The organism is Enterobacter cloacae complex sp. 2015409, assembly GCF_041365315.1.
Lineage (GTDB): Bacteria > Pseudomonadota > Gammaproteobacteria > Enterobacterales > Enterobacteriaceae > Enterobacter > Enterobacter pseudoroggenkampii.
This window is the reverse complement of record NZ_JBFTVM010000001.1, coordinates 1,965,073-1,977,998: the sequence shown is the minus strand read 5'-3', so window position 1 is coordinate 1,977,998 and position 12,926 is coordinate 1,965,073. Positions and strand designations below refer to the sequence as shown.

The 12,926-nt window shown below is 58.3% G+C and carries 18 protein-coding genes and 1 riboswitch; of the genes, 7 read left to right on the top strand and 11 right to left on the bottom strand.

The window, feature by feature from the left end; genetic code table 11:
* Positions 1 to 5: 5 nt before the first annotated feature.
* Positions 6 to 1,007 (bottom strand): magnesium transporter, encoded by a 1,002-nt coding sequence (locus ACDO57_RS09680; protein WP_029741838.1) that lies wholly within the window; start codon positions 1,005 to 1,007, stop codon positions 6 to 8.
* A gap of 60 nt (positions 1,008 to 1,067) precedes the next feature.
* Positions 1,068 to 1,237: riboswitch (M-box (ykoK) riboswitch) on the bottom strand.
* A gap of 160 nt (positions 1,238 to 1,397) precedes the next feature.
* Between ACDO57_RS09680 and ACDO57_RS09675 the strand changes: the two genes are divergently transcribed.
* Positions 1,398 to 1,901: a DedA family protein gene (locus ACDO57_RS09675; RefSeq protein WP_208763741.1), complete on the top strand. Its 504-nt coding sequence runs from the start codon at positions 1,398 to 1,400 to the stop codon at positions 1,899 to 1,901.
* A gap of 1 nt (position 1,902) precedes the next feature.
* Here the strand turns inward: ACDO57_RS09675 and ACDO57_RS09670 are convergent, their stop codons facing one another.
* A complete protein-coding gene (locus ACDO57_RS09670; protein WP_024909624.1) occupies positions 1,903 to 2,652 on the bottom strand; it encodes an SDR family oxidoreductase in 750 nt (249 codons plus the stop codon).
* A gap of 100 nt (positions 2,653 to 2,752) precedes the next feature.
* On the opposite strand from ACDO57_RS09670, the gene ACDO57_RS09665 reads away from it, so the two are divergent.
* Positions 2,753 to 3,112 (top strand): helix-turn-helix domain-containing protein, encoded by a 360-nt coding sequence (locus ACDO57_RS09665; protein WP_024909625.1) that lies wholly within the window; start codon positions 2,753 to 2,755, stop codon positions 3,110 to 3,112.
* 1 nt (position 3,113) lies between these two features.
* On the opposite strand, the gene ACDO57_RS09660 is transcribed toward ACDO57_RS09665, so the two are convergent.
* Together ACDO57_RS09660 and ACDO57_RS09655 are read right to left on the bottom strand one after the other, a co-directional pair.
* Entirely contained in the window at positions 3,114 to 3,908 is a 795-nt protein-coding gene (locus ACDO57_RS09660; protein ID WP_208763743.1) for an SDR family oxidoreductase, read from the bottom strand.
* Positions 3,909 to 4,033: 125 nt separating this feature from the next.
* On the bottom strand, positions 4,034 to 4,477 hold the full coding sequence (locus tag ACDO57_RS09655; protein WP_047650821.1) for a helix-turn-helix domain-containing protein: 444 nt from the start codon (positions 4,475 to 4,477) through the stop codon (positions 4,034 to 4,036).
* A gap of 152 nt (positions 4,478 to 4,629) precedes the next feature.
* Between ACDO57_RS09655 and agp the strand changes: the two genes are divergently transcribed.
* The gene (gene agp / locus ACDO57_RS09650; protein WP_208763744.1) at positions 4,630 to 5,871 is read left to right on the top strand and encodes a bifunctional glucose-1-phosphatase/inositol phosphatase; all 1,242 of its coding nucleotides are present in this window, start codon (positions 4,630 to 4,632) and stop codon (positions 5,869 to 5,871) included.
* 35 nt (positions 5,872 to 5,906) lie between these two features.
* On the opposite strand, the gene ACDO57_RS09645 is transcribed toward agp, so the two are convergent.
* Both ACDO57_RS09645 and wrbA read right to left on the bottom strand, forming a co-directional pair.
* Positions 5,907 to 6,134 carry a YccJ family protein gene (locus ACDO57_RS09645; protein ID WP_008499832.1) on the bottom strand — a complete coding sequence of 76 codons (228 nt, stop codon included), beginning with the start codon at positions 6,132 to 6,134 and terminating at the stop codon, positions 5,907 to 5,909.
* Between the two features lie 20 nt (positions 6,135 to 6,154).
* Complete coding sequence (gene wrbA / locus ACDO57_RS09640) at positions 6,155 to 6,751, bottom strand: NAD(P)H:quinone oxidoreductase (RefSeq protein ID WP_024909629.1); 597 nt, start codon at positions 6,749 to 6,751, stop codon at positions 6,155 to 6,157.
* 391 nt (positions 6,752 to 7,142) lie between these two features.
* Between wrbA and ACDO57_RS09635 the strand changes: the two genes are divergently transcribed.
* The 4 genes from ACDO57_RS09635 to ACDO57_RS09620 all read left to right on the top strand — a co-directional run bounded on the left by ACDO57_RS09635 (position 7,143) and on the right by ACDO57_RS09620 (position 9,210).
* A complete protein-coding gene (locus tag ACDO57_RS09635) occupies positions 7,143 to 7,316 on the top strand; it encodes a general stress protein (RefSeq protein WP_024909630.1) in 174 nt (57 codons plus the stop codon).
* Positions 7,317 to 7,433: 117 nt separating this feature from the next.
* A complete protein-coding gene (locus tag ACDO57_RS09630; RefSeq protein WP_024909631.1) occupies positions 7,434 to 8,351 on the top strand; it encodes a DMT family transporter in 918 nt (305 codons plus the stop codon).
* A 61-nt stretch (positions 8,352 to 8,412) separates the two neighbouring features.
* The gene (locus tag ACDO57_RS09625; RefSeq protein ID WP_008499829.1) at positions 8,413 to 8,682 is read left to right on the top strand and encodes a DUF1778 domain-containing protein; all 270 of its coding nucleotides are present in this window, start codon (positions 8,413 to 8,415) and stop codon (positions 8,680 to 8,682) included.
* A gap of 6 nt (positions 8,683 to 8,688) precedes the next feature.
* The gene (locus ACDO57_RS09620) at positions 8,689 to 9,210 is read left to right on the top strand and encodes a GNAT family N-acetyltransferase (RefSeq protein WP_024909632.1); all 522 of its coding nucleotides are present in this window, start codon (positions 8,689 to 8,691) and stop codon (positions 9,208 to 9,210) included.
* A 73-nt stretch (positions 9,211 to 9,283) separates the two neighbouring features.
* On the opposite strand, the gene rutG is transcribed toward ACDO57_RS09620, so the two are convergent.
* From rutG to rutC, 5 genes are read right to left on the bottom strand one after another with little or no spacing between them, the layout of a single operon-like run.
* Complete coding sequence (gene rutG / locus ACDO57_RS09615; RefSeq protein WP_370883890.1) at positions 9,284 to 10,606, bottom strand: pyrimidine utilization transport protein G; 1,323 nt, start codon at positions 10,604 to 10,606, stop codon at positions 9,284 to 9,286.
* A 21-nt stretch (positions 10,607 to 10,627) separates the two neighbouring features.
* A complete protein-coding gene (rutF, locus tag ACDO57_RS09610) occupies positions 10,628 to 11,122 on the bottom strand; it encodes an NADH-dependent FMN reductase RutF (protein WP_023327078.1) in 495 nt (164 codons plus the stop codon).
* Positions 11,123 to 11,131: 9 nt separating this feature from the next.
* On the bottom strand, positions 11,132 to 11,722 hold the full coding sequence (locus ACDO57_RS09605; RefSeq protein WP_370883889.1) for a malonic semialdehyde reductase: 591 nt from the start codon (positions 11,720 to 11,722) through the stop codon (positions 11,132 to 11,134).
* A gap of 9 nt (positions 11,723 to 11,731) precedes the next feature.
* The gene (gene rutD, locus ACDO57_RS09600; RefSeq protein ID WP_267214611.1) at positions 11,732 to 12,532 is read right to left on the bottom strand and encodes a pyrimidine utilization protein D; all 801 of its coding nucleotides are present in this window, start codon (positions 12,530 to 12,532) and stop codon (positions 11,732 to 11,734) included.
* 7 nt (positions 12,533 to 12,539) lie between these two features.
* Positions 12,540 to 12,926, bottom strand: a complete 387-nt coding sequence (rutC, locus tag ACDO57_RS09595; RefSeq protein ID WP_248239905.1) for a pyrimidine utilization protein C — start codon at positions 12,924 to 12,926, stop codon at positions 12,540 to 12,542.

The window sequence follows — 12,926 nt, the reverse complement described above, 5'->3', positions numbered from 1 at the left end:
CCGCGTTACTCCAGCCCCAGCGTATATTGCGCGATCTTAAAGTAGATAATCAGCCCGGTGCCGTCGATCAGCGTCGCGATAAACGGCGCGGAGACGACCGCCGGGTCAATGCCGCAGCGCTTGAGCACCATTGGAATGACGGACGACACAATCGCACTCCAGAGCGTAATGCACACCAGCGTCAGGCTGACGATAAGCGTGATTTCCAGCCCAATCCCCATCATCCAGGCGCGAATGCACCCGGCAATACCGAGCGTGGCGGCAATCATCAGCGAGGTGGTCATCTCTTTACGCAGCACGCGGCCAACGTCGCGCAGACGCACTTCCCCCAGCGCCATGGCGCGCACCAGGGTGGAGGTGATCTGCGTTCCGCTGTTGCCGCCCGTGCCGATCAGTAGCGGAATGAAGAACGCCAGCGCGATGGCGGACTCCAGCGCCTCTTCAAAATGCTGGATCACAGAGCTGGTGTAGGCCTCCGCGACAAACAGCAGCAGCAGCCAGACGGAGCGTTTTTTCCACAGGCTATACGGGCTGGTGTCCAGATAGGGCTTCTCCAGCGGCAGCGTCGCCCCCTGAAGCTGAGCATCTTCGGTGACGTCATCTTCCAGCAGATGGGCGATTTCGCGCTCGGTCAGGCAGCCGACGAGCTTGCCGTGGGTGACCACGGGCACCACGTCCGCGCCGCCGTGCGCCAGCAGCCCGGCAACGTCGGCACGTTCATCCTCCGGTTTGACCTGCAAAAACTGCGAAATCATCAGCGATTTCACCGGCTGTACCGTATCGGCGGTCTGCAGCAATTTACGCACGGCAATCATGCCCGCCAGGCGGCCATTGTCTTCAATAAAAATATGAGACGGAATATCGTCGTCTTTTAATTTTTCGAAGAATTGCTCGCGCGCCAGCGCCACGCATAATGAAATATCGAGGACAATAAAATCGGTATTCATATATTGCGCGATCGCGCTGTCATTGAATGCCAGGTTTTGGTTGTGAATAGCGTAAGACATAGTGAATTCCCTTTGAATAATAAAATCTCTCAGGGGCGAGCAAGACAGGGCATGTCGAAGAGGAGATCCCCACGTCCTGGGTTCAGCACTGTACACCGTATCCCGTGAGGGAAGTTATACTGACAAAGCCTTGATTCGACAGTGCCTGTTTTACCCTGTGTCGATTCTCTCGAACCTACCAGAGCGATAACGTGTATTTGTACAGGAGCCTCGCCATAACGAGATCGTTGTAAAACGAGGGAAATAATACGCTTATTTGATATTGCCGCTCGGGAAATTAAATAATGTTTAAGAACGGTTTAGGAGAATCTTATTTAATAAAGCGTTGATGGTTTATTTAAGGTCATTCATTTCTAATGGAGGATTATATAATCAACGGAGGAGAAGCAAATGGCGTGGTTTGATAATCTGCTGAATCATTTTGCGCTGTATCCGGCACATCTGTTCGCGCTGTTATTTATGATGGCGCTGAGCAAGTCGACGGTGCTGATCTCCTCCGTGCTGCCGCCCGCCTCGGTGATGCTGCTGGCGGGCATGACCGTCAGCCAGGCGAGCATGCATCCTGCGCTGGCGTGGCTGGCCGTGGTGATGGGGGCAACGGCGGGTTCGGTGCTGAACTACCATATCGGCCAGATGATGGGGCACACCCGGCTGGTCACGCGTTTTACCTCAAAGCATGCCGACAAGTTCTTGCGGGTACAGCATCAGCTGCAAAAGAACGGTGTCATCGTGCTCTTTACGTCGCGATTTCTGGCGGTGTTGCGTTACATCGTCCCGCTGGCGGCGGGGATGCTCAGGCTGAATGCAGCAAAGGTCTACGCCGTCAGCCTGCTTTCCGCCTGCGTATGGGCGGCGCTGTATGTCGGCATCGTCACCGGCATCAGCGCCTTTTGAGTTACAAACTCCCCATGCCGCCGTCCACCAGCAGCTCCGTTCCTACCGTGTAGCTCGACTCGTCGGAGGCCAGATAGAGCGCGGCTTTTGCCAGCTCCGTCGTTGAGCCCATTCTGCCGAGCGGCACCAGCTTGATGATCTCCGCCATCATCGCGTTAAGCGCTTCTTCGCTTAAGCCCGTTTTGGTAAAGGCCGGGGTTTCCACCGGACCGGGGCTCAGACCGTTAACGCGGATCCCGCGCGGCAGCAGCTCCGCCGACAGCGTGCGCGCCAGCGACAGCAGGGCGGCCTTGCTCGCGGCATACACGCTGCTGGTGGGCAGGCCGATGCGCGCGCTCACGGAGCCGCAGAGGATCACCGACGACGGGTTATTCAGCAGCGGCAGCAGCGCCTGAATTAAAAAGAACGGTCCCTTCAGGTTGATGTTCATCAGGCGATCCCACGCATCCTCCTGCCAGGCTTCCAGCGGCGCGTGCGTTACGTCGCCGGCGTTGAGAAACACCGCGTCGAGGCGCGGCCAGCGGGCGGCGAGGGTTTCCGCCAGCGCTTTCTGCGACGCGATATCGCCCGCATCGGTTGGGATCACCCATGCCTTATCGCCCAGAATGCGCTCTGCTTCGGCGAGGGTGTCCGGGTTGCGTCCGGTCACGGCGACGCGCGCCCCTTCGGCGATAAACGCCTGCGCGGTGGCAAGACCGATGCCGCTGGTGCCGCCGGTAATCAACGTATACTTATCGGTTAAACGACCCATGTTCTTCTCCTGAAATGTCTCTGGAGAAAGCACTATAGAAACGTTAGTATCGAAAGGAAACCAGGTACCAAATGGATACTAAAGAGGCAAGAGGTGTGCTATGGCAGAAATGCTGGAGGAGTGCTGTGAAAAAAAATCTGAGGCGTATACCTGCCCGATGACGCAGTTTGTGAACCTGATTTCCGGTAAATGGGCGATCCCCATTCTCTATCGCCTGATTGTCTTTAATACGCCCGTACGCTTTGGCGACCTGCTGCGGGCGGCTGCACCCATCACCCAGAAAGAGCTGACGAAGCAGCTGCGCCTGTTTGAACAGCGCGGGCTGGTGACGCGGACGGTCTACCCGGAGATCCCGCCGCGCGTGGAGTATCAGATCACCGGGCTGGGGTTAACCTTGCAGGACGCACTCTCGCCGCTGGCCGCCTGGATGAGCGAGTACGGCGACCAGCTTCAGCGTTAGGCTACTGTTTTACGTAGCGCGGTGCCGGAATGCCGGTGCGTGCGCTGCTAAACAGCTCAAGGCGCGCCGCTTCGTAGCGCTCCCACAGGCCTGCATCATGCATCGGCGGGATGGTGATCGGTTCACCCTGATCCAGACCCGCCAGCGACGCATCCACCATATCGTCGGTGGTCATTACCGAACCTTCCGGCAGATCGTCCACCGTGACGCCTGAATGGCTCCAGATTTCCGTCGCCGTGGCGGCGGGCAGCACGGCCTGAATGCGCACGCTGCTGTCGGCAAATTCTTCCTGTAACCCACGGGTAAAGCTCAGTACCCACGCCTTGGTGGCGCTGTAGAGGGCGCTGCCCGCCCGGACGTGCAGGGCCAGCACGGAGGCGATATTGATCAGCGTGCCGCGATTGTTCTGCGCCAGACGGGGCAGGATGGCGTAGGTCAGACGCATCAGCGCCGTGGTGTTCAGGGTGTTAATGGCCTGATGCTGCGCTATCTCGCCCGCGAGGAACGGTGCCATTTGCGCGGTGCCCGCGTTGTTGATGAGCGTATCAATGGCGGCATTGCTGCGCAGTTCTTCTTCCACGGCGCGGATCCCGGCTTCATCGGTAAGATCGGCCACCAGAATATCGACGGCCACGCCATAGCGTGCGCGCAGGTCGGCGGCGAGGGTTTTCAGGCGATCTTCGCGGCGAGCGACCAGCACCAGGTTGGCACCGCGCGCGGCAAGACGATCGGCATAAACGGCGCCAATCCCGGAGGAGGCACCCGTGATCAGGGCGGTGGTGATTTGCGTAGTCATCGTGTGTTACCTCAAAGCAAAGTGGGTTATTTGGTTTCAAGATGAAACTGAATTAACTCTCTGCTATTTGGTTTTATAATGCAACCATATTGGCGATCATTTTGTGCTTTTGCCGTCGGGAACGGTCAGGAGGGGAGTTTAGCCACGATCTCTTCAGGCGTCAGTTCGCGCCCATCGTCGGCGATAAGCGCCAGTTTGCGCAGGGGTTTGCGCTGTTCGGCATCGACCAGCACGGTGCCGCATTCGTTTTCCGCGAACAAAAATTCATTCCCCCACTGGGACAGGGCAACCAGCACGGTTTGCAGGGCACGCCCCTTTTCGGTCAGGACGTATTCCTGCCAGGCGCTGCCGTCGGATGCGGGTTGAAGCCGGAGGATGCCTTCATCAACCAGCAGCTTCAGCCGCGTGGTCAGCATGTTTTTCGCGATACCGAGGCTTTTCTGGAACTCGCCGAAGCGTTTAATCCCGCGCAGCGCGTCGCGAACAATCAGCAGCGACCACCAGTCGCCGATGATATCCAGCGAACGGGCGACGGGGCAGGTGCTCTCTTCAAGGCGGGTACGTTTCACAGCGAATTCTCCAGTGGGGTATGGTTTTATTATAAAACTAATCCGTACACACCGTAAGCACGTTAATCATCAGTTTGAGAAATGCTTCCCGGAAAATTGTGACGAATCTGTCACACTGAGCGCGATATTTTAAAACGAGTGAGGAATTAGGGATGAGAAAAGCACTACTCGCGCTGGCAGTCGCCGGTTCCATTTCAGCAACGTTTGGCGTGCAGGCGCAAGAGACGCCGGAAGGGTATCAGCTGGAGCAAGTTTTAATCATGAGCCGCCATAACCTGCGCGCGCCGCTCGCCAACAACGGCAGCGTGCTGGAGCAGTCCACGCCGAAGCAGTGGCCGGAGTGGGAGGTCCCGGGCGGTCAGCTCACCACCAAAGGGGGCGTGCTGGAAGTGTATATGGGCCATTACATGCGCGAGTGGCTGGCGCAGCAGGGGATGGTGAAGACGGGAGAATGTCCAGCGGCGGATAGCGTTTACGCTTATGCCAACAGCCTGCAGCGTACCGTCGCCACAGCGCAGTTCTTTATCACCGGCGCGTTCCCGGGCTGCGACGTTCCTGTGCACCATCAGGAAAAAATGGGCACCATGGATCCGACCTTCAATCCGGTGATTACCGACAACTCACCGGAATTCCGCGAAAAAGCGCTGGAGGCGATGGAGGCCGAGCGGCAGAAAATGCAGCTCGCAGACAGCTACAAGCTGCTGGAGCAGATGACGAACTACGCCGACTCGCCGTCGTGCAAAGAGAAAAAAGTCTGCTCGCTGGCGGATGCGAAAGATACCTTCAGCGCCGACTATGAAAAAGAGCCTGGCGTATCCGGGCCGCTGAAGGTGGGTAACTCGCTGGTGGATGCGTTCACGCTGCAGTATTACGAAGGCTTCCCGGCCGACCAGGTCGCCTGGGGTGAAATCAAAACCGACCAGCAGTGGCGCGTGCTGTCGAAGCTGAAGAACGGCTATCAGGATTCGCTGTTTACCTCCACCGAGGTGGCGCAAAACGTGGCGAAGCCGCTGGTGAAATATATCGATAAAACCCTGGTCACCGACCAGGCGAAAGCGCCGAAAATCACCCTGCTGGTGGGGCATGACTCGAACATTGCTTCCCTGCTCACCGCCCTGGATTTCAAACCGTATCAGCTGCACGACCAGCAGGAGCGCACCCCGATTGGCGGCAAAATTGTCTTCCAGCGCTGGCACGACAAAAATGCCAACCAGGAGCTGATGAAAATTGAGTATGTCTACCAGAGCTCAGAGCAGCTGCGTAACGCCAGCGTGCTGTCGCTGCAGTCTCCGGCACAGCGCGTGACGCTGGAGCTGAAGGGCTGCCCGGTAGATGCGAACGGCTTCTGTCCTGTCGACAAATTCAATGCGGTGATGAATAACGCGGCGAAATAAAAGAGAACCCCCCGCGTGATGGCGGGGGGAAACGCTTAGACGTTTTTACGTTCGATGGTTTGCTCGCCCCAGAAGAGCGAGTCTTTGTCCGTTTTTTCGAAGGCGCGCACCAGCACCTCATCGTTACCTTCCTCCCAAATTTGCTCGGCCAGCTTTTCATCGTACTTCGCGACTTCAAAGATAGCTTCGGCAATCTCCGGAGAGGTGTTGCGTAAACTTGCCCATTCGCCCACGTGGTGAGCTTTGGATTCTTGAGTTGGCATGCTTGTCCTCCTGTTGGGTGTTAGCCGTTCAGTTTTTTGGCCAGACCCGCGACATATTCACCCTGATAGCGGGCAATAGACAGTTCTTCATTGCTTGGCTGACGTGAGCCATCCCCACCGGCAATGGTGGTTGCGCCGTACGGCGTACCGCCGCGCACCTGGGAAACGTCAAACAGCTCCTGTGCGCCGTAGCCAATCGGCACAATCACCATCCCGTGATGAGCAAGGGTAGTCCAGGTTGAGGTAATCGTCTGCTCCTGGCCGCCGCCGGTCCCGGTAGAGCTGAATACGCTCGCGAGTTTGCCGTAAAGCGCCCCGGATGCCCAAAGTCCGCCGGTTTGATCGAGGAAGGTGCGCATCTGGCCCGACATATTGCCGAAGCGGGTCGGGGTGCCGAAGATAATGGCATCATAATCCGCCAGCTCCTGCGGGGTGGCGACCGGGGCGTTTTGTGTTTTACCCCCGGCTTTCAGGAAGGCTTCCGCCTGCATGGTTTCCGGTACGCGTTTGACCACAACCTCAACGCCATCAACCCTGTTTGCACCTTCTGCTACCGCGTGAGCCATGGTTTCAATGTGTCCATACATGGAATAATAGAGCACCAGAACTTTTGCCATTTTGCATCACTCCTCGTTGGTTTTTCTGACAGCGGATCGCTGCGTTCTTTTAAAGATATGTCATCACAGCCAGACTGCAAAAATGAACGCCATTTATTTGATTTATAACAACATGCGTAGAAAAATGACTTTGTAGCAAAATGATACAACTTTCCCGGTGCGGATTTTTAAAATGATAAGAAAGGTTTATGCATCCCCGTCGCGTCATCTCACCTGAAAGGCTGAGTTCATGTTGCAGAATATTACCTGCGGCTTGCCGGATAGCGGCATTCCACTAAGCTTAGTTTCACGCGGCACAGATAAAGGCACTGTCCTTGTGTTGCGAGGTGAAAGAATCCTCTTTTACTGAATGCAATATGATGTCTAATGTTTCACATTCTGGAGGTTAGAGATGGCAAACCATCGTGGTGGTTCAGGTAATTTCGCAGAAGACCGTGAAAGAGCATCAGAAGCAGGCCGTAAAGGTGGCCAGCATAGCGGGGGCAACTTCAAGAATGACCCGCAACGCGCATCTGAAGCTGGCAAGAAAGGGGGTAAAAACAGCCACGGCAGCAGCAGTAAGTAACACGCCGGGTTGAACCCCTGCCGCCGGGATCTCCCGGCGGTTTTTTTATTTCTGCAACATTGAACTGTAACCAAAGGCAACGCACACTACAGAATTGTTCTCACTTGCTGGTGCCGCATGTCTGTCTCACGCTTTAAATTCTCCGTAAAACCGCAGGAAGCCATCCTCATTCTCATCACCATGTTCTGGGGCGGGACGTTTCTGGCCGTTCAGTACGCGGTGACCCTCAGCGATCCGTTCTTCTTCGTTGGCCTGCGCTTTGCGACGGCGGCGCTTGCCGTAGGGCTGATTTCGCTTAACACGCTGCGGGGTCTGACGCTCAAAGAGCTGAAGGCCGGCGTGGCCATTGGTGTCGCGATAGCGATGGGCTACAGCCTGCAGACGTGGGGATTGCAGACCATCTCCAGCAGCAAATCCGCGTTTATCACCGCGATGTACGTGCCGCTGGTGCCGCTACTGCAGTGGCTGTGCCTGGGGCGGCTGCCCGGTCTGATGTCGTGTATTGGGATCGTGCTGGCGTTTATCGGTCTGATTTTGCTGGCCGGGCCGGAAAACAACCTCCTGGCGCTGGGGCCGGGCGAGATCATCACCCTCGTCGGGGCGGTTGCGATTGCGGCGGAAATTATTCTGATTAGCGCCTGGGCGGGCAAGGTGGACGTCAAGCGGGTGACGGTAGTGCAGCTCGCCACCGCGTCGCTGGTGGCGTTTGCGACGATGGTTCCGGCTGGCGAGTCCATACCGCCGATGTCCACCGGTCTGGTGGTGGTCGCACTGGGGCTGGGTATCTTCAGCGCCATTATCCAGGTCACCATGAACTGGGCGCAGCGCAGCGTATCGCCAACCCGCGCGACGGTGATTTATACCGGTGAACCGGTCTGGGCGGGCATTTTCGGGCGACTGGCCGGGGAACGTCTGCCGCTGCTGGCCCTGGTGGGGGCGGCATTTATTGTCGCCGGGGTGCTGGTGAGCGAGTTGAAGCTCAGAAAACGTCGGAGCCAGGTGAGCGATATGACAGCTGAAGAAGGTTTAGATTGAAAAAATAGACGGGTTTATCTACGATGTGTACGGATAATTACCGTACACGATGAAGTAAATCATGCCAGCACTTAAAAAACAGCGTATCGATCTTCGCTTAACGGACGAAGACAAAACAATGATTGAAGAAGCGGCGGCGATGACGAACCAAACGATCACCCAGTTTATGGTGAACAGTGCGTCAGAGCGCGCTGCGGAGGTCATCGAACAGCATCGGCGTCTCGTCTTAAACGAAGCATCATGGAATGCGGTGATGGATGCCATCGACAATCCGCCAGAGCCAAATGAACGCCTGAAGCGAGCGGCAAAACGTCTTCGAAACATGGAGTGAAGCGTCGTGGACAATCTCACGGTCGAAATGTTTTCAGAGGGAAAAGATTATGATTTCAGGGATTTCGATTGTGGTGAACCCTCGCTAAATGTCTTCCTCACAGAACATCTGGTGCGTCAGCACAATGGGCGTATTTTACGAGGCTATCTGCTTAAAGAGCGCGATCGTCCGCGAGTCCTGGGCTATTACACGTTGTCTGGGAGCTGTTTTGAAAAAGCGATGCTGCCTTCTAAGACTCAGCAGCGTCGGATCCCTTATAGCAACGTACCGAGCGTAACGCTGGGACGTCTGGCGATACATAAAGACCTGCAGGGACAGGAGTGGGGAACGACGCTCGTCACGCATGCCATGCGGGTTGTCTATCTGGCATCGCAGGCGGTGGGCGTACACGGAATATTTGTTGATGCACTCAATGACCGGGCAAAACGATTTTATCTGAAGCAGGGTTTTATTCCGCTGACGGGTGAAAACAGCCATTCTCTTTTCTTTCCTACAAAATCTATCGAACGACTGTTTGAGCAGGCGTGATTTCCTGACATTAGGGTGTTCTTACGGAACGTAAAGGTCGGGTAAGGCATAGCCGTCACCCGACATTGAGATTTCACGAATCCTGACGCACCACCTCGCCCTGCGGCGCAGCAGCCATCCGGCGGCTCAGCAGGGCGTTAAGCAGGATCGCGCCGAAGGTCGCCGTGCCAATCCCGCCGATCGTAAAGCCGCCCAGCGTCAGGGCAAAATCGCCCGCGCCCAGCACCAGCGTGACCGCCACCATAATCAGGTTGCCGTTCTGGCTGAGATCGACCCGATGCTGCACCCAGATGCGCGCGCCGGCCACGGTGATCAGCCCAAACACCACAATCGATGCGCCGCCGATAACCGGTGATGGAATGGTGTGGATCAGCGCGCCGAACTTCGGTGAGAAGCCGAGCAGCATCGCCATCACCGCCGCCGCCACGAAGACCAGCGTCGAGTAGACTTTGGTCACCGCCATTACCCCGATGTTTTCGGCATAGGTGGTGACGCCGCTGCCGCCCACGGAACCGGAGAGCATGGTTGCCAGCCCGTCGCCGACGAACGCGCGGCCCATGTATGGATCCATGCTGCGCCCGGTCATTCCCGCGACCGCCTTCAGGTGACCTAAGTTCTCTGCCACCAGGATTACCGCCACCGGGGCGATAAGCATCATCGCCTGAGCGTTAAAGGTGGGCGAGGTCACTTTCGGCAGGCCGAACCAGGCGGCCTGATGCAGCAGGGCAAAATCAACCGGCTTGCCGAGACCAAAAACGTTCGCCAGCAGGGCATACACCAGACAGGCAACAATCAGCCCGACCAGAATCAGCAGCCGCTGGATCATGCCTCGAGTGAACACCGCCACCAGGCCGATACACAGCACGGTGATCACCGCCATCCAGCTTTCAAACGGCGAGGCGGAGACGCTCCTGACCGCAATCGGGGCGAGGTTCAGGCCAATCGCCATCACCACGGCGCCCGTTACGACCGGGGGCATCATGCGCTCGATCCAGCGCGTGCCGATCTTCATCACCACCAGACCAATCAGGGTATACACCAGACCGCAGGCGATGATGCCGCCGAGGGCCACGCTCAGGTTGGGGTTGATCCCCTGGCCGTTAAACCCGGTGGTGGCGATAACCACGCCGACAAAGGCGGCGCTGGATCCCAGATAGCTGGGCACGCGCCCGCCGGTGACAAAAAAGAACAGCAGGGTGCCGATACCCGACATCAGAATAGAGAGGTTGGGATCGAGCCCCATCAGCATCGGCATCAGCACCGTAGCGCCAAACATCGCAACCGCGTGCTGGACGCCCATCACCATCGTCTGCCCGAGCGGGAGGCGTTCATCCGGCGCGACCACGCCTGCTTCTGTGGAGGTCGATTTCAACTGCCAGTGGGGAAATCCGAACATGGTCTGTCTCCTTAAAGCGGGTTAACAGGCGGGGCGCATAAGCGCGTGGTAGCCGCGGTCAAACCACACCAGCCCTTGCGGCGCGGGGTGGCGAATAATCGAAACAATGTCGCAAAACAGAATGTCATGGGTACCGACGCTCACCACCTGGCTGATGCGGCAGTCAAACGAGGCCAGCGCATCCTCCAGGCGCGGGCAGCCGGTGTCGCCCGTCTGCCAGCGGGCGGCGGCGAAGCGTTCTTCCATCGGCGTTTTGCCGCCAAACAGGTTTGAGAGCGGCTCCTGCCCGGCGCTCAGGGTATTCACGCACAGCGTGCGGTTTTCGCTGAACGTCGGCCAGACGGACGCGCCGCGGTTCAGGCACACCAGCAGGGTGGGAGGGGAATCCGTGACGCTGCACACCGCGCTGGCGGTGAAGCCTGCCATCCCCGCGGGACCGTCGGTGGTGATGATATTCACCGCCGCGCCGACGCAGGCCATGGCGTCGCGAAAGGTTTGTTTATCCGGTGTCGTCATCATCGCTCCTTACGCCAGCCCGCAGGCATCGTCGAAGGTCAGGCGCGGCAGGCGGCCGTAAAGTTTGCCCGGGTCGCCGTAGCCAATGTTGATCAGCAGATTGCTTTTAAGCGTCGTGCCGGTGAAAAAGGCCTCGTCGACCCTTTGTCGGTCAAAGCCCGACATCGGGCCGGTATCCAGCCCCAGAGCGCGACAGGCGAAAATCAGGTAGCCGGCCTGCAGCGAGCTGTTGCGAAAAGCCGTCTCTTCCGCCAGCGCGGGGCTTGCGGTAAACCAGCTTCTGGCATCGCCGTGCGGGAACAGTTCAGGCAGGCGCTCGTAGAATTCACTGTCCCAGGCGACAATCGCCGTGATCGGAGCGGTGAGCGTTTTCTCCAGGTTGCCGCTGGAGAGCGCCGGGCGCAGCTTCTCTTTTCCCTCCGCGCTTCGCACAAACACAATGCGCGCCGGGGAGCAGTTGGCGGAGGTTGGCCCCCATTTCATCAGGTCGTAGATTTCGCGCAGCGTCTCGTCGCTGACGGCAATATCCTGCCAGCCGTTATGGGTGCGGGCGCCGGTGAACAGCGTTTCCAGCGCGGTGGGATTAATGGCTTCGCTCATTACAGCTCCTTATAAAGCGTGTTCATGACTGTGCAGCAGGCTGGCCAGCCCGTTCAGCAGCAGGGTGTTAAAGGTGTCCGGCTCGGTGACGTTGCAGGCATGTCCGCCCTGGCGCATCACCGCGCTGTGGCTGTGCGGGATCGCTGCCTGCAGCTCAGACGAGCAGACAGAGGGCACCAGCATGTCGTCGGCGGAACAGATGATCTGGACCGGGCAGCGGATGCGTGCGGCGTGGCGGCTGAAGTCGGCCTTTTTCAGGGCGCTGAGCCGGTGCAGCAGGTTGGCTTTGCCCTGGAAATGTGCCAGCGCCAGGGCCTCTTCGGCCTCCAGGCGGGGGGCGCGGGCGGCCATCCAGTCTGCCGGGTAGAGAAACAGCGGCTGCGCCTCAACCCACGCCTGCGGGCCGCCGTAATGCAGCAGGCGCTCGCGGATCTGAAAGCAGCGGCGGGTGTGGGCGTTGAGGGTCAGCCAGCCGTTGACGCACACCAGCGCGGTGAGGGCGTCGGGCCTGTCGAGGGCCAGCTGCAGGCCGACCAGCCCCCCCAGCGCGTGGCCGACGATGCTGTAGCGCGCGATCCCGGCCTCAGCCAGCGCCTGGGCCAGTTCGTCCGCCATCTGTGCCAGGCTGTACCCTTCCGGCAGGGCGTCGGGGTTATTGCCCGTTCCGCGCTGGTCATAGCACACCACCTGATACTCCGGTTCCAGCGCGGCCAGCTGGGGCAGCCAGTAGCTGCCGCTGCCGCCGAGACCGGCTATAAGGACCACCACGGGCGCACCCTCATACGGGGGCGGTGAGACGGAGAGTTTCATGGCCGCCTCACTTCACAATGTGCGCAACGGTGGCGATTTCCACCAGCGCGTCCGGCTTCACCAGCCCGCACTGAATGCAGAAACGGGCCGGTTTATCGCCGGGGAAGAACTCCGCGTAGATTTCATTAATCGCGGCGTAGTTTTTCCAGTCGGTGATAAAGATGCTGTTGAAGGTCACATCCTCCATCGTGCCACCCGCCGTTTCGATCACGGTTTTGATCGTCTCCAGCACGTGGCGGGTTTGCGCCTTTGGGTCGTTGATAAACACCACGTTGTTGTCTTTATCAAACGGCAGCGTGCCGGAGACATACACCACGCCGTCGGCGAGGGTGCCGGGAACAAACGGGGCGATGGGCGTGCTGGTGCCCGGCGGGATAATTACGGATTTCGGCAT